A 19,203-nucleotide genomic window follows, 5' to 3' on the forward strand; every position below is an offset into this window, starting at 1 on the left:
GGCAAGCCAGGGCCGCTCATGGAACTCCGCCAGCTGCGTTACTTCGTCCGCGTCGTGGAAGCGGGCAGCATCGGCCGCGCCGCGCAGTCCATCGGCATGGTGACCTCCGCGCTCAGCCAGCAGATCAGCCGGCTGGAGGGCGAGCTGTCCACGCGGCTGCTGCGGCGCAGCGCCAGCGGCGTCGAACCCACCGATGCGGGCCTGGCGTTCTTCCGCCAGGCGCAGCTGGCCTTGCGCCATGCCGACGACGCCGTGCAGGCCGCGCAGCAGGCCAGGCTGGCCGGCCACGTCAGCGTGGGCCTGCCGTCCACCACTGCCGCGATCCTGGGCGCGCCCTTCGTGCAGGCCATGAACGAGCGCTATCCGGACATCCGCCTGCACCTGGTGGAAGCCTTGTCCGGGCATCTCAGCGACATGCTCAACGGCCGCCTGCTGGACCTGGCCATCGTGTTCCAGGCCGAATCCGCGCGGCGCTGGAGCGTCACTCCCCTGTTGGACGAACCGCTGTTCCTGCTGGCGCGTCCCGGCATGCCGGGATTGCCGGCAGGCGACGCCACGCGCATCGAGGCCATCGCGCACCTGCCGCTGGTCCTGCCCAGCGGACGCCACGGGTTGCGGGCCCTGGTCAACAACGCGTTTCAGCAGTCGGGCCGCACGCCCCTGGTGACCGTGGAGGTGGACGGCCTGCCGGTGCTGATGGACGTGGTGCAGCTGGGCCATGTCGCCACCATCCAGCCCAGTTCCGCCATGGCGCGGATCGCGCCGGGCCAGCTGCACATGGCGCGCATCGACGATGCGCATCTGTTCCGTCCCAATCTGCTGGCCAGCCTGTCCGAGGACGAGCTCTCGCCCGCGGCGCTGGCCGCGCGCCTGGTGCTGGCGGACGTCTCACGCGCGCTGGCGCGCGAGGGCAAGTGGCCGGTCGTGGCCCTTCACGATTCATGAAGACCTGTTGACGCCTGGCTGATATCGGCGGATCGCCCCGCTGGCTACAGTCTGTTCCTTGGAAGAGGAACGATGGCATGGTCGATGTCTTGGTGGTGGGAGGGGGCAACGCGGCGCTGTGCGCTGCCCTGATGGCGCGCGAGGCAGGCGCCAGCGTGCTGCTGCTGGAAGCGGCGCCGCGCGAATGGCGCGGCGGTAATTCGCAGCACACGCGCAATCTGCGCTGCATGCACGACGCGCCGCAGGACGTGCTGGTCGACGCCTACCCCGAGGAAGAGTACTGGCAGGACCTGCTCAAGGTGACGGGCGGACTGACCGACGAGCATCTGGCGCGGCTGGTCATCCGCGAGTCCTCCACCTGCAGGGACTGGATGCGGCGCCACGGCGTGAACTTCCAGCCGCCGCTGTCCGGCGCGCTGCACGTGGCGCGCACCAATGCCTTCTTCATGGGCGGGGGCAAGGCCCTGGTCAACGCCTACTACCGCAGCGCCGAGGCGCTGGGCGTCCAGATCCGCTATGACGCGCCGGTCGATGCGCTGGAACTGGACGGCGGGCGCTTCGTGGCGGCGCGCATCGGCGACGAGCGCATCGAGGCCCGTGCCTGTGTGCTGGCGGCCGGCGGCTTCGAATCCAACCGCGAGTGGATGCGCGAGGCCTGGGGCCAGAACGAGCGCGGCGAATGGCCGGCCGACAACTTCCTGATCCGCGGCACGCGCTACAACATGGGCGTGCTGCTGAAGTTCATGCTGGACGCGGGCGCGGACAGCATCGGCGATCCGTCGCAGTCGCATTGCGTGGCCATCGACGCGCGCGCGCCGCTGTACGACGGCGGCATCTGCACCCGCATCGACTGCGTGTCGCTGGGCGTGGTGGTCAACCGGGAGGCCCGGCGCTTCTATGACGAGGGCGAGGATTTCTGGCCCAAGCGCTACGCCATCTGGGGCCGCCTGACCGCGATGCAGCCCGGGCAGATCTCCTATTCCATCATCGACGCCAAGGCCGTAGGCCGCTTCATGCCGCCGGTGTTCCCCGGCGTGCAGGCCGACACCTTGCCCGAACTGGCCGTGAAGCTGGGCCTGGACCCAGCGGCCTTCGAGCAGACCCTGCGCGACTACAACGCGGCCTGCCGCGTCGGCAAGTTCGATCACACCGCGCTGGACGACTGCCATACCGAGGGCCTGGAGCCCGCCAAGACGCATTGGGCGCGGCCCATCGATACCGCGCCCTTCTATGGCTACGCCTTGCGGCCCGGCATCACCTTCACCTACCTGGGCTTGAAGGTGGACGAGACCGCCGCGGTGCGCTTCAACGGCGAGCCCAGCGACAACCTGTTCGTCGCGGGCGAAATGATGGCCGGCAACGTGCTGGGCAAGGGCTATACGGCGGGGGTGGGCATGTCCATCGGCACGGCCTTCGGCCGCATCGCCGGCACCCGGGCCGCCGCCGCCGCGCGCGGCCACAACAACGCGGAAGCACAACATGAAGCAGCTTGAAGCCCTGGCCCGCGAGGCGCAGTCCTTTTCCGGCTCGGGGCCGGCGATGACGGAACAAACCATTCAATGGCATGGCTCGAAGCCCCAGTCCGCTGCGCTAACGGACAACGAGGCCGAGGTCGCGCGCGTCATGCAGATTTGCAACGCCTGTCGCTACTGCGAAGGCTTTTGCGCGGTGTTTCCCGCCATGACGCGCCGCCTGGAATTCGGCAAAGCCGACATCAACTACCTGGCCAATCTTTGCCATAACTGCGGCGCCTGTCTGCACGCCTGCCAGTACGCGCCGCCGCACGAGTTTGCGGTGAACGTGCCGCAGGCCATGGCGCGGGTGCGCATGCAGACCTACACCGACTATGCCTGGCCCGCCGCCCTGGGTTCGCTCTACAAGCGCAACGGCCTGGCGCTGTCCCTGGCCACTGCCGCGGGCCTGGCGCTGTTCCTGGTCCTGGCGGTGCTGACGGGGGGCGGGTTATTCCACGAACCCATGGCCGGCAATTTCTACGCGGTGTTCCCGCACAACACGCTGGCGCTGCTGTTCGGCGCGGTGTTCGGCCTGGCGATGCTGGCCCTGGCGGTGGGCGTGACGCGCTTCTGGCGCGACGTCAGCCCGGGGGCCGCGTCCGGGGCGGCGGTGACCGAGGCTGCGCACGATGCCTTGCGGTTGCGTTATCTGGACGGCGGCCATGGCAAGGGCTGCAACAACGCGGATGACGCCTTTACGTTGTGGCGCCGGCGCTTCCACCATTTCACGTTCTACGGCTTCATGCTGTGCTTCGCCGCTACTTGCGTGGCCACGCTGTACCACTACCTGCTGGGGTGGCAGGCGCCATATCCCTTACTGAGCGCGCCGGTGCTGCTGGGCACCGCGGGTGGCATCGGCCTGCTGATCGGGCCGGCGGGCCTGCTGTGGCTGAACCTCAAGCGTCATCCGCTGCAGGGCGACGCGGCGCAGAAGCCCATGGACCGCGGCTTCATCGCGCTGCTGTTCCTGACCAGCGCCACCGGCCTGGCCTTGCTGGCGGGCCGCGACGGCGGGGCGATGGCGCTGCTGCTGGCCATCCACCTGGGCGTGGTGATGGCGCTGTTCCTGACGCTGCCCTACGGCAAGTTCGCCCACGGCATCTACCGTTCGGCCGCGCTGTTGAAGTGGGCCATAGAGAAACGCCAGCCCAACAAGCTGCAACTGGGCTCGGATTGAAGTACCGCGCAGCCGCGCGGCCATGACGGCGTCCGTCGACGGCGCCGCGACCGACAACAAACCAGGAGACTTCAATGTTCCGTACTTCCCTGCTGGCGCGCGCCGCGCTGGCCGCCTGTCTGCTGCCGGCGCTGCCGGCCGCGCAAGCCCAGTCCTTTCCCACGAAGCCGATCACGCTGGTCGTGCCGCACTCCGCCGGCGGCACCTCGGACATCCTGGCGCGCACCGTGGCGGCCGAGGCCGCCAGGACGCTGGGCCAGACCATCGTCATCGACAACAAGGGCGGGGCCAACGGCACCATCGCCGCCAAGCAGGTGGCGACTTCCGCGCCGGACGGCTACACGCTGTTGCTGGCCACCGCCAGCACGCATGGCATCAATCCGTCCTTGTACTCGCGGATTTCGTATGACGCGGTCAAGGACTTCACGCCGGTGACCTTGCTGGCCACCGTGCCCAACGTGCTGGTGGTGGGCAAGCAGGTACAGGCCTCCAACGTGGCCGAATTGATCGCCTACATCCAGTCGCAAGGGGACAAGATCAACATGGGTTCTGCCGGCGCGGGAACGCCTGGCCACCTGGCCGGCGAGATGTTCAAGAGCGCGGCCAAGCTGCGCTTCACGCACATTCCGTACAAGGGCGGCAGTCCCGCCATCACCGATCTGATCGGCGGGCAGATCGACTTCATGTTCACCACCATCCCTGGCGTGCTGCCGCACGTGAAGGCCGGCACGCTGCGCGCCCTGGCGGTCACCTCGCCGCAGCGTTCGCCCGCCATGCCGGACATCCCGACCATGGCGGAATCGGGGTTGCCCGGCTTCCAGGCGGTGTCGTGGCACGGCATCGTCGCTCCGGCCGGCACGCCGGACGCCGTGGTCGCCACGCTGAACCAGGCGCTGAGCGGCGCGCTGGCGGCGCCGGCCGTCAAGCAGCGGCTGATGGAGGAGGGCGCGCAGGCCTCCAGCCTGAACACGGCGGCGTTTGGAGCCTTCATCCAGAGCGAGATCGCGGCCTGGGCCAAGGCCGTCAAGGACTCGGGCGCCACGGCGAACTGAGGCCGAGGGTGTGGCGGGGCAGTGTCCTAGAATGGCGCATGCTCATGACTGCCCTGCTCACCATGCTGGCCCTGGCAACAGGCAACGCGGCCGCCTTTGAACTGTCCTGCTTCTATTCGGACAAGACCGACGAGGGCGTGTTCGACAACGCGGAACATTGCGCCCGCGAGGAAGGCGGCGGCATCGTCTTCAATCCCGACATCCTGCGCCGCATGCGGTTCGGCTCCGATGGCCTGGCGCCCGCGGCTGTCGCCGGCTGGCGTTGGGTGCGGCCGGATGGCCGGTCGGTGTCCGTGATTACCTACGACAACGGCCCGGACGAGTTCGAGGAAGGGCTGGCGCGCGGGCGCAGGCCGGAAGGCATGGCCTACTACGACAAGCAGCTGAACCTGGCGCTGGCCACTTCCTATGCGTGGGCCGAGCCTTTCAGCGGCGGCCTGGCCGCGGTCTGCAGCCATTGCGTCAGCGTGCCGGATGGCGAGCATTCCGTGATGGTAGGCGGCGACTGGGGCGCCATCGACCGCAAGGGCGCCCTGGCGCTGCCCCTGCGGCCGGACGCGGCGTCCTTGCGCAGGGACCTGGAGGCCGCGAGAAAGCGCTGAGCGACGCGGGCGGATCAGCCGCCCGCCAGCAGCTTGCCCAGCGTCGCCATGCCTTGCTCCATCTCCGGATTCCAGGGATGGCCGCCGTTCAAACGCAAGAAATTGCCGAAGCCGCCGGATGCCGAAAACAGCGGGCCCGGGGCGATGCTGATGCCGTGCCCCAGCGCGGCGCGGTGCACCTTGAGCGTGTCGATATGGGCCGGCAGTTCCACCCACACGAAGTAGCCGCCCAGCGGCCGCGTGGCGCGCGTGCCCTTGGGGAAGTAGCGGGCGATGGCTTGCAGCAGTTCGGCTTGCTGCTGGGCCAGCGCCTGGCGGAATTGCCGCAGGTGGCGGTCGAAGCCGCCTTTTTCCAGATAGGCGGCAATGGCGGCCTGGGTGGGCGCGGCGGTCGCAAGGCTGGTGGTGAGCTTGTTGCGCATGATGCGCCGCGTGTAGCGGCCGGCGGCCACCCAGCCCACGCGGTAGCCGGGCGCCAGGGTCTTGGAGAACGACGAGCAGTGCATCACGATGCCGTCGCGGTCGTAGGCCTTGGCGGGGCGCGGCCGCTGCTCGCCGAAGTACAGTTCGCCGTAGACGTCGTCCTCGATCAGGGCCACGTCGTGGCTGGCCAGCAGGCGCACCAGCGCTTCCTTCTTGTCGTCCGGCATCAGGCTGCCCAGCGGATTCTGGAAGGTGGTCATGAGCCAGCAGGCCTTGGGACGATGGCGCAGGATGGCCTGCTCCAGCGCCTGCAGGTCTATGCCCTCGCGCGGATGCGTGGCGACTTCGATGGCGTGCAGGTGGTTGCGCTCCAGCGATTGCAGCGCGGCGTAGAAGGTCGGGGATTCCACGATCACCGCATCGCCGGGGTTCGTGACCGCGGCCAGGCTCAGGTTCAGCGCGTCCAGCGCGCCGTTGGTGATGATGATGTCGTCCACCGGCACCGACATGCCGTCGGCCAGATACCGCAGCGCGATGGCGCGGCGCAGCGCCGCATCGCCGGGGCTGAGGTCGTCGATGGAGCCCCAGGGATCCAGGCGCTGCACCGTGGAGGCCATGAACTTGGCCAGCCGTCCGTAGGGCAGCAGCGACGGGTTGGGAAAGGCCGAGCCGAAGGGCAGCATGTCGCGGCGCAGGGTGGCGTTGAGCACCTGCAGCACGTTGTCGCTGACGTCCACGGGATGGCGGCCCGCGCTGGCGCTGGACAGACCGTCCAGTTCGGGCAGTGCTGCGTGCGGCGCGCGCAGCACGTAGTAGCCGGAGCGGTCGCGCGCGCGGATCAGGCCGCGCGCTTCCAGCAGGTAGTAGGCCTTGAACACCGTCGACGGGCTGACCCCGCGGCTGGCGCTGGTCTGCCGTACCGAGGGCAGGCGGTCGCCCGCCTGCAGCAGGCCCGATCGGATCGAGGCGGTGATTTCTTCTGTCAGCCGTTCATAGCGCTTCATGGGCGGGTCCGTTTGCGTGGGTCGTATTCAGGTCGACATGCCGATGGATCTCATCACCAGGCGCAGTGCGTAGGCCGCCACGCCCAGCGCCGCGACGCTGCATGCCCAGATCATCGCCAGCCAGAGCAGGCGGCTGCGCCACGAGGGCAGGGAGGGTTGGGAGCCGTTCATCAGTGGAACTCCTCGCCGAGGCGCACCTTGCCCCGGAACACGTAGTACGACCAGGCGGTGTACATGAGAATAATCGGAATGATCACCAGCGCTCCCACCAGCGCGAAGCCCTGGCTTTGCGCGGGCGCGGATGCGGTCCAGATGGACACGTCCGGCGGGATGATGGCGGGCCAGATGCTGATGCCCAGGCCGCTGTAGCCCAGGAACAGCAGCGCCAGCGACAGCACGAAGGGGCCGGCGTTGGGCATGCCCCTGACGCGGCGAATGAGATCGAAGCCGGCTATCGCAACCAGCAGCGGCACCGGCAGGAACCAGAACATGTTGGGCAGGCTGAACCAGCGCTGCGCGATCTGCGGCTGCGCCAGCGGCGTCCAGAGGCTGAGCGCGGCGATCACGGCCAGCAGCGCCAGCGTGAGCGGCCGCGCGATGTCGCACATGTGGCGGTGCAGGCGGCCTTCGGTCTTCATGATGAGCCAGGTGCAGCCCAGCAGCGCGTAGGCCACCACCAGCCCCGCGCCGGTAAACAGCGAGAAGGGGCTGATCCAGTCCCAGGCTCCGCCCTGGTAAGCGCGGTCCACGACCGGGATGCCTTCGATGTAGGCGCCCAGCGTCACGCCCTGGAAGAACGTGGCGCACACGGAGCCGAGGACAAAGGCGCGGTCCCACAGCGGGCGGTGGTGCTCGTCCGCCTTGAAGCGGAACTCGAACGCCACGCCGCGGAAGATCAGGCCCAGCAGCATGAACACCAGCGGCAGGTGCAGCGCGCTCAGGATCACCGAGTAGGCCAGCGGGAACGCGGCCATCAGGCCGGCGCCGCCCAGCACCAGCCAGGTTTCGTTGCCGTCCCACACGGGCGCCACGGTGTTGACCATGACGTCGCGCTCCTCGCGGTCGGAGATCAGCGGAAAGAGGATGCCGATGCCCAGATCGAAGCCATCCATGATTACGTACATCATCACGCCGAACAGGATGATGACGGCCCATACCAGTGCAAGGTCGATGCCCATGGCCTCAGACTCCTGAATGCTTGCGTTGCGCGGGCTCGATGCCCGCCAGGGTGGAGGCGGCCGACAGCGGCCGCGACGGCTGGCGCGGTTCGCCCGGACCGCCCGACAGCGGCGCATGGCCGGAGGCGGGGCTGGGGCCCATGCGGATCAGGCGCAGCATGTACGAGACGCCCGCGCCGAACACCAGCAGGTACACCACCACGAACAGCGCCAGCGTCAGCGTCAGTTCACCCAGACCGTGCGGGGTGGCCGCGTCGGCGGTGCGCATCACTCCGTACACCACCCAGGGCTGGCGGCCGATCTCGGTCACGTACCAGCCGGCCAGGATGGCGATCAGCCCGGACGGCCCCATCCACAGCGCGAAGCGGTGCAGCCAGCGCGATTCGTACAGCCGGCCGCGCCAGCGCGACCAGGCCGCCCAGATGGCCAGGGCGATCATCAGCATGCCCAGGCCCGCCATCACGCGGAACGACCAGAACACGGCCGTGGCGTTGGGCCGGTCTTCGGGCGGATAGGACTTCAGGCCGGGGAACTGGCCGTCCCAGCTGTGCGTGAGGATCAGGCTGCCCAGGCGCGGAATGTTCAGCGCGTAGCGCGTTTCCTCGCGCTCCATGTCGGGAATGCCGAACAGCGTCAGCGGCACGCCGGCGCCGGGTTCGTTTTCCCAATGGCCTTCGATGGCCGCGATCTTGGCGGGCTGGTGCTTCAGCGTGTTCAGGCCGTGGAAGTCGCCCACCACGGCTTGCAGCGGGGCCACCAGCAACAGCATGCTCATCGCCATCGCGAACATCTTCTTCACGGCCGGACTGCGGTCGCCGCGCAGCATGTGCCAGGCGCCGGAGGCGCCTACCATCAGCGCGGTCGCCAGGAAGGCGGCGATGCCCATGTGCGCCAGGCGGTAGGGGAAGGACGGATTGAAGATGACGGCCAGCCAGTCGGTGGGCACCACCCGGCCGTCCAGGATTTCGTAGCCCGCGGGCGTCTGCATCCAGCTGTTGGACGCCAGGATCCAGGTGGCCGACACCAGCGTGCCCAGCGCCACCATCACGGTCGAGAAAAAGTGCAGGCCCGGCCCCACGCGCGACCAGCCGAACAGCATCACGCCCAGGAAGCCGGCTTCAAGGAAGAAGGCGGTCAGCACTTCGTAGGCCAGCAGGGGCCCGGTCACGCTGCCGGCGAAATCGGAGAAGAAGCTCCAGTTGGTGCCGAACTGGTACGCCATCACCAGGCCGGACACCACGCCCATGCCGAAGTTGACGGCGAAGATCTTGGTCCAGAAATGGTAGAGGTCGCGGTAGACGGTGTTGCGCGTGCGCAGCCACAGGCCTTCGAGCACGGCGAGATAGCTGGCCAGGCCGATGGTGATGGCGGGAAAGATGATGTGAAAGGAGATGGTGAAGCCGAACTGTATTCGGGCAAGCAATAGCGCGTCGCTATCCATGGCGGTATTCCTGACTTCGTCGCCAGCGCGCTGCAACCATCACAAGACGGCCTGCGCTGACGGGTGTTTGAGCTACACCACGAAGTTAGAGCCGCGGGCGTTATCAGTACAGATTCAGAAAAGAATGAAAAAAGCGGATCAGTTTGGCCAGACTGATCCGCCTATGCACGGTTTTCATAGGGAAAGCCGCTGTGCTGAAGCCGGCTCTTTCGCTTTCAAGTTACAAAAAAAGCAGCACAGAGAGAGCGGGTGCGTCCCCTGATCCGCCAGGCCGGAACGCGCCCGCCAGGGCGGCGCGGGATGTTCACGACGCGCAGGAACGCGCGGCCTCGTCGATCAATCCGGCGACCTCGCCGGCGCGGGACGCGAGCGACGCGTGGCTGGCATCCAGGGTGATGGTCTTGCGCGTGTTCATGCGCGCGGCCATCCGTGTCTGGTTCTCGGGGGCGATCATGTGATCCTGGCTGGAGATCTGATACCAGGACGGTTTGCTGCGCCATGCGGGGACGGATACCGTCTGGCCAAAGGTGCTGGCCAGCGGCGCTTTCTGCGTGACGGCCATGACCAGGCCTTCGTCGGCGGACAGGTCCTGGCAGAAGCTCTCGTGGAACTTGTCCGGACGCAGCCACAGGTAGCCGTCGCTATCGGGCGCCAGATTGGGAGCGGCCGCCGGCAGGTGTTCCTGCGTGATGCCGCCGGGGCTTTCGCCCGCGTCCGGCGCGAAGGCGGCGATGTACACCAGGCCGGCCACATTGGGCTGATTGCCGGCTTCGCTGATGACGGCGCCGCCATACGAATGGCCCACCAGCAGCACAGGCCCCTTTTGTTGCGCGATCATCTTGCGCGTGCGTTCGGCGTCGTCGGCCAGGGACGTTAACGGCATCTCCACGGCGTGCAGGTCTTGATAGCCCTTGCGGGCCAGTTCAAGAATGACCCGGGTCCAGTGGGCGGCGCCGCCCCAGAAACCGTGGACAAGAATGATGCTGGGTTTGCTGCTCATGGTGCGGCTCCTTCCAGGGATGGAGCAACGATCATGCACTTGGCGAGCCGGCGCCGCCATCTTTTTTTGGACGCCGGCTTGCCTGGACGTGTTACAGCGGCCGGGGCGCCGGCGCCGGCGCGGCACGGCGCTGGGCGCGCTGGCTCAGCCACACGCTGGCGACCACGATCACCATGCCGGCGATCTGCGCGGCGCTCAGTTGCTGGCCCAGGATGCCCCAACCCAGCAGTACGGCGGTGATGGGACTGAGAAAGCCTAGCGAGGACACCACGGCAGGTTCCAGCCGCGCCACGCCGCGGAACCAGAGCACATAGGTCAGCGCCGCGCCGATAAGGCCCAGATAGGCGATACCGGCCATGTTCAGTACGGAGAGCGGCGGCAGGGCGGGTTCGGCCGCGAGCGCCAGCGGCACCAGCAGGATGCCGCCCGCCGTCAGCTGCCACGAGGTGAAGGTGAGCGCCGACACCGGCGGCTGCCAGCGGCGGCTGAGCACGGTGCCCAGCGCCATCGAGACCGCGCTGATCAGGCCGGCCGCGATGCCGACAGGGTCCAGCGCCGCCTTGGGCGTCAGCACCAGCAGCGCCACGCCGCCCAGGCCGCCCAGGGCCGCCAGCACCGACAGGCTACGCACCGGCGTGCCCAACAGGCTGCGCGCCAGCATGATCACCACCAGCGGCTGGATCGCGCCCAGCGTGGCGGCCACGCCGCCAGGCAAGCGGTACGACGCCACGAACAGCAGGGCCCAGAAGACGGAGAAGTTCAGCGCGCCCAGGATGAAGGCGCGCAGCCACCAGATGCCTTGCGGCAGCTGGCGCACGGCCAGCAGCAGCAGGATGCCGGCCGGCAGGGCGCGCAGCATGGCCACCGTCAGCGGGTAGTCCTGCGGCAGCATCAGGGTGGTGACGACATAGGTGCTGCCCCAGATGGCGGGCGCCAGGGCAGTCAGCAGCAGATCGGAACCGCGGTTCATGGTGTGCGCTCCGGCGGGGCTCAGGCGAGTTCGAGGACGTCGTTGACGGGGCGGCGCGGCTTTTGCGGCCAGTTGCCGTCTTGCGCGTAGCCCATGGCGACCAGCATGACCGGCACTTCTTCCTGGCGCAAGCCGAAGGCCTCGGCCACGCCCGGCGCGTCGAAGCCCGTCATGGGGCTGGCGGCCAGGCCCCGCGCCTGGCCCGCCAGCATCAGCGTCGAGGCGCCGAAGGTGGCGCTGCGCACAGCCTCGTCGCGGCGGGTCTGCGGAGAATCGGCATAGAGGCGGCTGGCGGCAGCCTCCCACGAGGGCACCATGGCCGCGGGCATGAAGCCGGCGTCCACCGAGGGCTGCAGGCGGTCGGCCATCCAGGCGGCCTGCGGCAGCACGCCCAGCACGATGAAAGTCACCGCGGCCTCGCTCACCTTGGGTTGGTTCCAGGCCAGCTCGCGCAGGCGGCGCTTGCCGTCCTGGCTGCGCACGGCGATGAAGCGCCAGTTCTGCAGGTTGAAGGCGGTGGGGGCGCGGGTGGCCCAGGAGATCAGGGTGTGGATGTCGTCGTCGTCCACGCCGCGGGCGGGGTCGAAGAAGTTGGCGGAAGTGCGTTGCGCGATGGCGTCGGTCAGGGCGTGGTTCATGGCTGCGTCCTTGGGATTTGCTGCGATTGCCGGCTCGCCACATGCGCGCCGGATCCATGTCCACAGGCTAATTGAATCGCGCCACGGCGATAATATCCAATTCAATGGCAATATCATTTACCAAGGGTGAATAATCCATGGATCATCTGACGGCGCTGAAGGTGTTCAGGCAGGTGGTGGAGCGAGGCGGCTTCGCGGCCGCGTCGCGGCGGATGGGCTTGTCGCCCGCCGCGGTCAGCAAGAACATCGCCGAGCTGGAAGCCCACCTGGCGGCGCGGCTGCTTAACCGCACCACCCGCCGCATGAGCCTGACCGAGGCCGGCGCGCGCTACTACGAGCAGGTGGCGCGCATCCTGGACGACCTGAACGAGGCGGAGCAATCGCTGGGGCCCTTGCAGCAGGCGCCGTCGGGCACCTTGCGGGTCAGTGCGCCCATGTCCCTGAGCCTGGTACGGCTGTCCGCCGCCATGCCGCGCTTCCTGGCTCGCTATCCGCAGGTGTCGCTGGACCTGAACCTGGAGGACCGCCGCATCGACATCGTCAAGGAAGGTTACGACCTGGCCATACGCGGCACCGACAGGCTGGAGGATTCCAGCCTGGTGGCGCGCAAGCTGATGACGCTGGACCATGTGCTCTGCGGCGCGCCGGCCTATTTCGAGCGCCACGGCGCGCCGGCCTCGCCCCTGGCGCTGCGCGGCATGGAGTGCGTGCAGTTCACCTTGTCCGGCCATGCGGCCGAATGGACCTTCAAGCGCGGGGAGCAGACCGAGCGCGTGCCGGTGCGGGGGCGCTACAAGGTCAGCTCCAGCCTGGCGGTGCGCGATGCCTTGCGCGCGGGCTTCGGCGTCAGCCTGGTGCCGCGCGTGTACGTGCAGCAGGACCTGGACAGCGGTGCGCTGCAGGCCGTGCTGGAGGACTGGACGCCGGACGAAACCTTCATCTACGCGGTGTATCCGTCGCGCCGCCACATGGTGGCCAAGGTGCGCGCCTTCGTGGACTTCCTGCTGGAAGAACTGGACGCGCCGCGGGAATAGGCCCGTGGCGCGTCCGTGCCGCGTCAGTACATGTGCTGTCCGCCGTTCATGGCGACATTGCTGCCTGTCATAAAGCCGGCGGCATCGCTGCAGATGAAGGCGACCAGCGCGCCGATCTCCTCCGGCCGGCCCAGCCGGCCCAGGGGAATCTGCGGCAGTATCTTTTCCTTCAGAACCTCTTCCGGCACGGCTTCGACCATGCGTGTCGCCAGGTAGCCGGGCGACACGGTGTTCACGGTCACGCCCTTCTTGGCCAGCTCCAGCGCCAGGGATTTGGTGAAGCCGTGTATGCCGGCCTTGGAGGCCGCGTAGTTGGTCTGGCCGAACGCGCCCTTGCTGCCATTGACGGACGAGATGTTGACGATGCGGCCCCAGCCGCGGTCGGCCATGGCGCCGCACAAAGGCTGCGTCATGTTGAACATGGAGTCCAGGTTGTTGCGCAGGACGTCGGTCCAGTTGTCGTAGCTCATCTTGCGCAGGCTGGCGTCGCGGGTGATGCCGGCATTGTTGACCAGGATGTCGATCTGGCGGCCGTCTTCCTCCAGGCGCCGGGCCAGCGCCTGGCAGGAGTCATAGTCCGCCACGTCCACCTTGTACATGGCGTAGCGTCGGCCCTGGGCCGCCTCCGCGTCCACCCAGGCGCGCGCGGCGTCCTCGCTGGAGTGGTAGGTGATGATGACCTGGTGGCCGGCATCATGCAGGGCGCGGGCGATGGCCTGACCCAGGCAGCCGGCGCCGCCGGTGACCAGCGCGCAGCGTTCAGCCGTCATGGTGGGCTCCCGGCTGGCTGGCGTCGCGCATGGCCGAGCAGGCGGTCGCCATCTGGCTGGACAGGGTTTTCCAGATCTGCGCCATGGGCGTGGCGTCCACGCCCATGGCGCCGCCGGTGGCCTGCTTCAGCCAGCCGGTCATGGCTTCGCTCATGCCGGCGGCCAGTGTGGCCTGTTCTTCGAGCAGCGCGTGCGTGATGGCCTGGCTGGCTTCAAGCTGGCATTGCCATTGCTTGCGCGTGATTTCGCCCAGCGCGGGAGCGATCTCCTGCCAATTGCCGGACTGTTGTAGCGGCGCCAGCGTGGAGAGGTATTTTTCGGCATTGTCGCCGGCCAGGCGGCGGCCCAGTTCGAGCCAGCGCTGCTGGCTTTCCTGGGCAAGCTGGGCCATGCGCTGGCAGTAGGCGGCATTGGCGCCGGCAAGGCCCTGAGGCGTGGAGGCAGTGGTCTTCTTCATCATCCGTCCTTTTAAGAGAGTGGTAAGGGGTAACGAATACACAGGCCTCAAGCCATCTGGCTGAGGGTCTTGCGAAAGCGCGCCAGGGAGAACGCGAACAGGACCGAACCTATCAGCGCCAGCGCGAGGAAGGGCTGCCATACGACGCTGATACCCGCGCCGCGGTAGAGAATGGCCTGGCCGAGTTCCACGAAGTGGGTGGTGGGGGCGGCCAGCATGATGTCCTGTACGAATTGCGGCATGCTTTCGCGCGGCGTCGTGCCGCCCGACAGCATTTGCAGGGGCAGCAGCACTAGTACCAGCAGCATGCCGAACTGGGGCATGCTGCGTGCAAGCGTGGCCATGAAAATGCCCATGGAGGTCGTAGCGAAGAGATGCAGCGCCGCGCCAACCAGGAACAGCGCCACGGACCCTTCGATAGGCACGTGCAGCAAGCCGCGTACCACGAAAGTCAACGATAGCCCAGCAGACGCCAAAACCACCAGCCCCATGGACCAGACCTTGGCGACCATGATTTCAGTGGGCGTCACCGGCATGACCAGCAGGTGCTCGATGGTGCCGTGCTCGCGCTCGCGGATCAGGGCTGCGCCGGTCAGGATGATGGAGAGCATGGTGACGTTGTTGATGATCTCCATCAGCGCGCCGAACCAGGCCTGGGTCAAATTGGGGTTGAAGCGCATGCGCACGGCCAGTTCCACCGGCAGTTCGGTGGGCGCGCGGTAGCGTTTGACGAATTCGTTGATTTCGTCGGTGATGATCTGCTGGATGTAGCTGCTGCCCGTGAATGCCTGGCTCATGCGCGTCGCGTCCACGTTGAGCTGGATCTCCGCGGGCCTGCCGGCCAGCACGTCGCGCTGGAAATTGGGCGGGATGTTGACCGAGAACGTGTAGCGCCCCGAGTCCATGCCGGCATCGGCCTGGGCAGAGGTCGTCAGGTCCGGCGGCGTGAAATGGGGCGGGTAGAAGGCCGAGGCAATGCGCGTGGACAAGGGCGAGACGTCCTCGTCGATCACCGCGATCGGGGCGTTGTGCAGCGTTTCCGGCACCGCCGTGGCGGCCGTGTAGATCATCAGCGTGAACGACACGAGGATCAGGATCAGCATCATCGGATCGCGCGCCAGGCTCCACAGCTCCTTCACGCCCAGGCGGTAAATGTTGGCCAGGTGCCGCATCTCAGGTCTCCTGTTTCTTCAGCAGCAGCGTCGAGGCGCCCAGGATGACGGGAATGGCGATCAGCAGCGGCCAGAACGAGCTTTGCAGGTTGGAGAAGTCCAGGGCCTTGCTGAAGACGCCACGGCTGATGGTCAGCATGTGCGTGGCCGGGTAGATCTGCCCGATCAGGCGTCCGGCGCCTTCCAGCGACGATACGGGGTTGAGCAGGCCGGCGAACTGCACCGCGGGCACCAGCGTGCCTATCATGGTGAAGAACAGCGCCGCGATCTGGCTGCGCGTGAAGGTGGAGGCCAGCAGCCCGATGGCGGTGGCCACTACGTTGTAGATCAGCGCGGCCGCCAGCAGGGTCGGGAAGCTGCCGGTGATGGGCACGCCGAACAGCGTCACGGCCAGCAGCGTCATCAGCAGGAAATTCAACATGGCCAGCGCCACGTAGGGCGCCTGCTTGCCCAGGAGGAACTCCAGCCGCGTCACCGGCGTGACGTACAGATTGATGATGGAACCCAGCTCCTTCTCGCGCACCACCGCCAGCGCGGTCAGCATCGCCGGCATCATCAGCAGCAGCAGCGGAATCACGGCGGGCACCATGGCGGGCAGGCTGCGCACGTCGGGGTTGTAGCGGAAGCGCGTCTCTATGCTGACCGGCAGGGTGGCGCTCGCGCCCAGCCGCTCGCGCGCCTGCTGCATCAGCCAGCCTTGATGCATGCCCAGTACGTAGCCGCGGATGGTCTCGGCGCGCTGCGGCATGGCGCCGTCGATCCACACTCCGATCTGCGCGCCGTTGCCGCGTTCAGCGTCGCGGGCGAAGCCCTGCGGGATCTCGATGGCCAGGGACAGCTCGCCGCTGCGCATGCGCGCATCCATCTCTTCGTAGCTGGAGATGGGCGGATGCTCGATGAAGTAGCGCGAGCCCGCGAGATTCAGGCTGTAGTTCTGGCTCAGGCCGGTCTGGTCGCGGTCCATGACCGCGTAGCGCAAGTCTTCCACGTCCAGGCTGATGCCAAAGCCGATCACGAACATCAGCAGTAGCGAACCCGCCAGCGCCAGCGTGGCGCGCACCGGATCGCGGCGCAGTTCCAGCGATTCGCGCCACATATAGCTCAGCATGCGCTGCAGGCTGAAGCCGCGATGGTCCGGCGTCTCGGCGCTCGCGGGCTCCATGGCGGGCGCGGCCTCGGCGGGCGCGTCTTCTGCCTTGGTGCCGGCGCCAGCATCGATCAGGTAGGCGATGAAGGCTTCTTCCAGCGTCCTTGCGCCGCGCATCCGCGTGATCTCGTCGGGCGAGGCGCTGACCAGCACCTTGCCCGCATGCATCAGCGACATGCGGTCGCAGCGCTGGGCCTCGTTCATGAAGTGCGTGGAGATGAAGATGGTGACCTGGTCCTGCCGCGCCAGCGCGATCAGCAGCCGCCAGAAATTGTCGCGTGCGACGGGATCCACGCCCGAGGTCGGTTCGTCCAGGATCAGCAGTTCGGGCTTGTGCACCATGGCCACGGCCAGCGACAGGCGCTGGCGCACGCCCATGGGCAGATTCTCGGGCAAGGTGTCCAGCACGTCGCCCAGGTCGAAGCGCCGCACCATCTCGTCCACGCGCGCGGGGATCTCGGCTTCCGGCACGTGGAACAGGCGCGCGTGCAGCACCAGGTTCTGCATCACGGTCAGTTCGCCGTACAGCGAAAACGCCTGCGACATATAGCCGACGCGGCGGCGGGTATCGATGTTGCGCGGATCGACCTCGGCGCCGAACAGCCAGGCCTGCCCCTCGCTGGCGGGCAACAGGCCCGTCAGCATTTTCATGGTGGTGGACTTGCCGCAGCCGTTGGATCCCAGGAAGCCGAAGATCTCGCCTTTGCGGATGCGGAAGTTGACATGGTCCACGGCGACGAAATCGCCGAAGCGCATGGTCAGGTCGCGCGCCTCGATGGCGATCTCTGCGTTTTCGTCGATGGCCAGCGGCACGATCTCCACCGGCTTGTGGCCGCGCCGCTTTTCCTCCGGCAGCAAGGAGATGAAGGCGGCTTCCAGCGAGTCCGCGCCGGTGCGCTGCTCCAGTTCGGCGGGCGTGCCGGTGGCCAGCACCCGGCCCTCGTCCATGGCGATCAGCCAGTCGAAGCGCTGTGCCTCATCCATGTAGGCCGTGGCCACGATGACGCTCATGCCGCTGCGTTCGCGGCGGATTTCGTTGATCAGGTCCCAGAACTGCGCGCGCGCCAGCGGATCCACGCCGGTGGTGGGCTCGTCCAGGATCAGCAGGTCGGGATCATGGATCAGGGCGCAGCACAGCCCCAGCTTCTGCTTCATGCCGCCCGACAGCTTGCCGGCGGGACGCGACAGGAAGGCCGACATGCCGGTGCTGCGCGTCAGGCTGTCGATGCGTCGGCGGCGTTCGGCCTCGTCATGGCCGAACAGCCGGCCGAAGAACTGCAGGTTCTCTTCGACGGAGAGCGTGGGATAGAGGTTCTTGCCCAGGCCCTGCGGCATGTAGGCGATTCGCGGGCACACGTCGTCGCGGTGGCGGCGGCTGGCCATGTCGCCGTCCAGCACGTCCACCTTGCCTTCCTGCACCGCGCGCGAACCTGCGATCAGGGCCAGCAGGCTGGACTTGCCCACGCCGTCGGGGCCGATCAGGCCCACCATGCGGCCGGCGGGGATGTCCAGGGTGATGCCGTCCAGCGCCACGGCCTTGCCATAGCGCAGACTGACGCCGGACAGCTTCACGACGGGCGCGGTGTCCGGGGCGGTCATCAGGGCACCTTGACTTCAAGGTTGGCGGGCCATTGGGCATCGGCGTCCAGCTTCAGCCAGGCCACGCCGGGCAGGCCGGTCTTGACCTGCTTCAGGTGTCGCTTAAGCAGTTCGGGGCTGATCTGCGCCTTGACGCGGAACATCAGCTTCTGCCGTTCGCTGGCCGTTTCCACCGTCTTCGGCGTGAATTGCGCGGTGCTGGCCACGAAGGACACCTTGGCGGGGATGACGTATTGCGGCGCGGCGTCGAGGATGATGCGCACGTCCTGGCCCAGCGCCACGCGGCCGGCCGCCTGCTCGGGCAGGAAGAAGGTCATGTAGACATCGGTCAGGTCCACCATGTTCAGCACCTTGCCGCCCGCGCCCAGCACTTCGCCCGGCTGCGCGACGCGGTACTGCACGCGGCCGTCGCGCGGCGCGCGCAGCTCGCTATCGGCGATGTCGGCTTCGATGCGGGCGATGGTGGCCTGCGCCGCGCTGACGGCGGATTGGGCGCCGATTTCGGCGGCGCGCGCGGCGTCGATGGCGGCCTGCGCGGCCTTGACCTGCGCGCGCGCGGCGTGCACCGAGGCTTGCGCGCTGCGCACGCGGGCGCGGTCGTCATCCAGTTCCTGGATCGACGACGCGCCTTCCTTGGACAGGGTTTCGGAGCGCGCCAGGCGGCGGCGCGCGGCATCCAGTTCGCTTTCGCGTTGCACGACCACCGCCTCCGCCGCCAGCTTGTCGCTTTCGCGCTGCGCGACCTGGGCGCTGGCGCTGGCCGCGCCGTTGACGGCTTGCTGGTGCTGGGCGCGGGCTTCCTCGCGCTGCGCTTGCAAGGTGTCGATCTGCATGCGCGCCAGCGGCTGGCCGGCGCTGACGAAATCGCCCTCCACGGCCAGCACGTCCTGCACGCGGCCGGCCAGCTTGGCGGCCACGTCGATCTCGGTGGCCTCGATGCGGCCGTTGCCGCTGATGAAGCCCGCGCCTGGACCGGTGTTGGACAGCAGCCGCCAGCCGTAATAGCCGCCAGCGGCGACCGCCAGGGCGATCAGGACAGGGACCAGTTTTCGGGTGGGCAGGCGCATCGGGGATCCTTGA

18 protein-coding genes are annotated in these 19,203 nt (G+C 67.9%); 6 read left to right on the forward strand and 12 right to left on the reverse strand.

All coding sequences use genetic code 11. The features are described 5' to 3' along the window. Nucleotides 1-18 precede the first annotated feature (18 nt). The 5 genes from HWY37_RS03365 to HWY37_RS03385 all read left to right on the forward strand — a co-directional run bounded on the left by HWY37_RS03365 (nt 19) and on the right by HWY37_RS03385 (nt 5,290). A complete protein-coding gene (locus HWY37_RS03365) occupies nt 19-945 on the forward strand; it encodes a LysR family transcriptional regulator (protein WP_176087859.1) in 927 nt (308 codons plus the stop codon). Nucleotides 946-1,022: 77 nt separating this feature from the next. Further along, nucleotides 1,023-2,438 carry an FAD-dependent tricarballylate dehydrogenase TcuA gene (gene tcuA, locus HWY37_RS03370; RefSeq protein WP_175209866.1) on the forward strand — a complete coding sequence of 472 codons (1,416 nt, stop codon included), beginning with the start codon at nt 1,023-1,025 and terminating at the stop codon, nt 2,436-2,438. Then, nucleotides 2,425-3,636, forward strand: a complete 1,212-nt coding sequence (gene tcuB / locus HWY37_RS03375; protein WP_175209865.1) for a tricarballylate utilization 4Fe-4S protein TcuB — start codon at nt 2,425-2,427, stop codon at nt 3,634-3,636. The genes tcuA and tcuB overlap by 14 nt, the downstream gene beginning before the upstream one ends. 74 nt (nt 3,637-3,710) lie before the next feature. Then, a complete protein-coding gene (locus HWY37_RS03380; protein WP_175209864.1) occupies nt 3,711-4,688 on the forward strand; it encodes a Bug family tripartite tricarboxylate transporter substrate binding protein in 978 nt (325 codons plus the stop codon). A 44-nt stretch (nt 4,689-4,732) separates the two neighbouring features. Continuing rightward, complete coding sequence (locus tag HWY37_RS03385) at nt 4,733-5,290, forward strand: WG repeat-containing protein (protein WP_246302169.1); 558 nt, start codon at nt 4,733-4,735, stop codon at nt 5,288-5,290. 14 nt (nt 5,291-5,304) lie between these two features. Here HWY37_RS03385 and HWY37_RS03390 read toward each other — a convergent pair whose 3' ends face one another. The 7 genes from HWY37_RS03390 to HWY37_RS03420 all read right to left on the reverse strand — a co-directional run bounded on the left by HWY37_RS03390 (nt 5,305) and on the right by HWY37_RS03420 (nt 11,944). Further along, nucleotides 5,305-6,717, reverse strand: a complete 1,413-nt coding sequence (locus tag HWY37_RS03390) for an aminotransferase-like domain-containing protein (RefSeq protein ID WP_175209862.1) — start codon at nt 6,715-6,717, stop codon at nt 5,305-5,307. Between the two features lie 27 nt (nt 6,718-6,744). Beyond that, a complete protein-coding gene (locus tag HWY37_RS03395) occupies nt 6,745-6,888 on the reverse strand; it encodes a DUF2474 domain-containing protein (protein ID WP_076815610.1) in 144 nt (47 codons plus the stop codon). Beyond that, on the reverse strand, nt 6,888-7,895 hold the full coding sequence (gene cydB / locus HWY37_RS03400; RefSeq protein WP_175209860.1) for a cytochrome d ubiquinol oxidase subunit II: 1,008 nt from the start codon (nt 7,893-7,895) through the stop codon (nt 6,888-6,890). Before cydB ends, HWY37_RS03395 begins: the two co-directional genes overlap by 1 nt. A gap of 4 nt (nt 7,896-7,899) precedes the next feature. Then, nucleotides 7,900-9,336 (reverse strand): cytochrome ubiquinol oxidase subunit I, encoded by a 1,437-nt coding sequence (locus tag HWY37_RS03405; protein WP_175209859.1) that lies wholly within the window; start codon nt 9,334-9,336, stop codon nt 7,900-7,902. 304 nt (nt 9,337-9,640) lie between these two features. After that, nucleotides 9,641-10,336, reverse strand: coding sequence for an alpha/beta hydrolase (locus HWY37_RS03410; RefSeq protein ID WP_176087861.1), 696 nt, complete (start codon nt 10,334-10,336; stop codon nt 9,641-9,643). Nucleotides 10,337-10,427: 91 nt separating this feature from the next. After that, nucleotides 10,428-11,306, reverse strand: coding sequence for an EamA family transporter (locus HWY37_RS03415; RefSeq protein ID WP_176087862.1), 879 nt, complete (start codon nt 11,304-11,306; stop codon nt 10,428-10,430). Nucleotides 11,307-11,326: 20 nt separating this feature from the next. Continuing rightward, nucleotides 11,327-11,944 carry a nitroreductase family protein gene (locus HWY37_RS03420; protein WP_175209855.1) on the reverse strand — a complete coding sequence of 206 codons (618 nt, stop codon included), beginning with the start codon at nt 11,942-11,944 and terminating at the stop codon, nt 11,327-11,329. A gap of 137 nt (nt 11,945-12,081) precedes the next feature. Between HWY37_RS03420 and HWY37_RS03425 the strand changes: the two genes are divergently transcribed. Next, entirely contained in the window at nt 12,082-12,978 is an 897-nt protein-coding gene (locus tag HWY37_RS03425; protein ID WP_175209854.1) for a LysR family transcriptional regulator, read from the forward strand. A gap of 23 nt (nt 12,979-13,001) precedes the next feature. On the opposite strand, the gene phbB is transcribed toward HWY37_RS03425, so the two are convergent. The 5 genes from phbB to HWY37_RS03450 are packed head-to-tail and all read right to left on the reverse strand — an operon-like array spanning nt 13,002 to nt 19,190. Continuing rightward, nucleotides 13,002-13,748 carry an acetoacetyl-CoA reductase gene (phbB, locus tag HWY37_RS03430; protein ID WP_175209853.1) on the reverse strand — a complete coding sequence of 249 codons (747 nt, stop codon included), beginning with the start codon at nt 13,746-13,748 and terminating at the stop codon, nt 13,002-13,004. Further along, a complete protein-coding gene (locus HWY37_RS03435; RefSeq protein ID WP_175209852.1) occupies nt 13,738-14,208 on the reverse strand; it encodes a hypothetical protein in 471 nt (156 codons plus the stop codon). Before HWY37_RS03435 ends, phbB begins: the two co-directional genes overlap by 11 nt. A gap of 44 nt (nt 14,209-14,252) precedes the next feature. After that, a complete protein-coding gene (locus HWY37_RS03440; RefSeq protein ID WP_176087863.1) occupies nt 14,253-15,377 on the reverse strand; it encodes an ABC transporter permease in 1,125 nt (374 codons plus the stop codon). Nucleotide 15,378: 1 nt separating this feature from the next. Next, on the reverse strand, nt 15,379-18,123 hold the full coding sequence (gene rbbA, locus HWY37_RS03445; RefSeq protein ID WP_176087864.1) for a ribosome-associated ATPase/putative transporter RbbA: 2,745 nt from the start codon (nt 18,121-18,123) through the stop codon (nt 15,379-15,381). Then, a complete protein-coding gene (locus HWY37_RS03450) occupies nt 18,123-19,190 on the reverse strand; it encodes an HlyD family secretion protein (protein ID WP_176087865.1) in 1,068 nt (355 codons plus the stop codon). Before HWY37_RS03450 ends, rbbA begins: the two co-directional genes overlap by 1 nt. Nucleotides 19,191-19,203 lie beyond the last annotated feature (13 nt).

Origin of the sequence: Achromobacter anxifer (genome assembly GCF_903652925.1) — a bacterium.
In the GTDB taxonomy this organism is placed as follows: domain Bacteria; phylum Pseudomonadota; class Gammaproteobacteria; order Burkholderiales; family Burkholderiaceae_B; genus Achromobacter; species Achromobacter anxifer.

Coding starts and splice junctions, on each gene's coding strand:
- cydB (WP_175209860.1), bottom strand. CDS start 7,895: ATGGGCATCGACCTTGCACTGGTATGGGCCGTCATCATCCTGTTCGGC.
- HWY37_RS03380 (WP_175209864.1), top strand. CDS start 3,711: ATGTTCCGTACTTCCCTGCTGGCGCGCGCCGCGCTGGCCGCCTGTCTG.
- HWY37_RS03390 (WP_175209862.1), bottom strand. CDS start 6,717: ATGAAGCGCTATGAACGGCTGACAGAAGAAATCACCGCCTCGATCCGA.
- HWY37_RS03450 (WP_176087865.1), bottom strand. CDS start 19,190: ATGCGCCTGCCCACCCGAAAACTGGTCCCTGTCCTGATCGCCCTGGCG.
- HWY37_RS03440 (WP_176087863.1), bottom strand. CDS start 15,377: ATGCGGCACCTGGCCAACATTTACCGCCTGGGCGTGAAGGAGCTGTGG.
- HWY37_RS03410 (WP_176087861.1), bottom strand. CDS start 10,336: ATGAGCAGCAAACCCAGCATCATTCTTGTCCACGGTTTCTGGGGCGGC.
- HWY37_RS03435 (WP_175209852.1), bottom strand. CDS start 14,208: ATGATGAAGAAGACCACTGCCTCCACGCCTCAGGGCCTTGCCGGCGCC.
- HWY37_RS03415 (WP_176087862.1), bottom strand. CDS start 11,306: ATGAACCGCGGTTCCGATCTGCTGCTGACTGCCCTGGCGCCCGCCATC.
- HWY37_RS03395 (WP_076815610.1), bottom strand. CDS start 6,888: ATGAACGGCTCCCAACCCTCCCTGCCCTCGTGGCGCAGCCGCCTGCTC.
- phbB (WP_175209853.1), bottom strand. CDS start 13,748: ATGACGGCTGAACGCTGCGCGCTGGTCACCGGCGGCGCCGGCTGCCTG.
- HWY37_RS03365 (WP_176087859.1), top strand. CDS start 19: ATGGAACTCCGCCAGCTGCGTTACTTCGTCCGCGTCGTGGAAGCGGGC.
- tcuB (WP_175209865.1), top strand. CDS start 2,425: ATGAAGCAGCTTGAAGCCCTGGCCCGCGAGGCGCAGTCCTTTTCCGGC.
- HWY37_RS03385 (WP_246302169.1), top strand. CDS start 4,733: ATGACTGCCCTGCTCACCATGCTGGCCCTGGCAACAGGCAACGCGGCC.
- HWY37_RS03405 (WP_175209859.1), bottom strand. CDS start 9,336: ATGGATAGCGACGCGCTATTGCTTGCCCGAATACAGTTCGGCTTCACC.
- tcuA (WP_175209866.1), top strand. CDS start 1,023: ATGGTCGATGTCTTGGTGGTGGGAGGGGGCAACGCGGCGCTGTGCGCT.
- HWY37_RS03425 (WP_175209854.1), top strand. CDS start 12,082: ATGGATCATCTGACGGCGCTGAAGGTGTTCAGGCAGGTGGTGGAGCGA.
- HWY37_RS03420 (WP_175209855.1), bottom strand. CDS start 11,944: ATGAACCACGCCCTGACCGACGCCATCGCGCAACGCACTTCCGCCAAC.
- rbbA (WP_176087864.1), bottom strand. CDS start 18,123: ATGACCGCCCCGGACACCGCGCCCGTCGTGAAGCTGTCCGGCGTCAGT.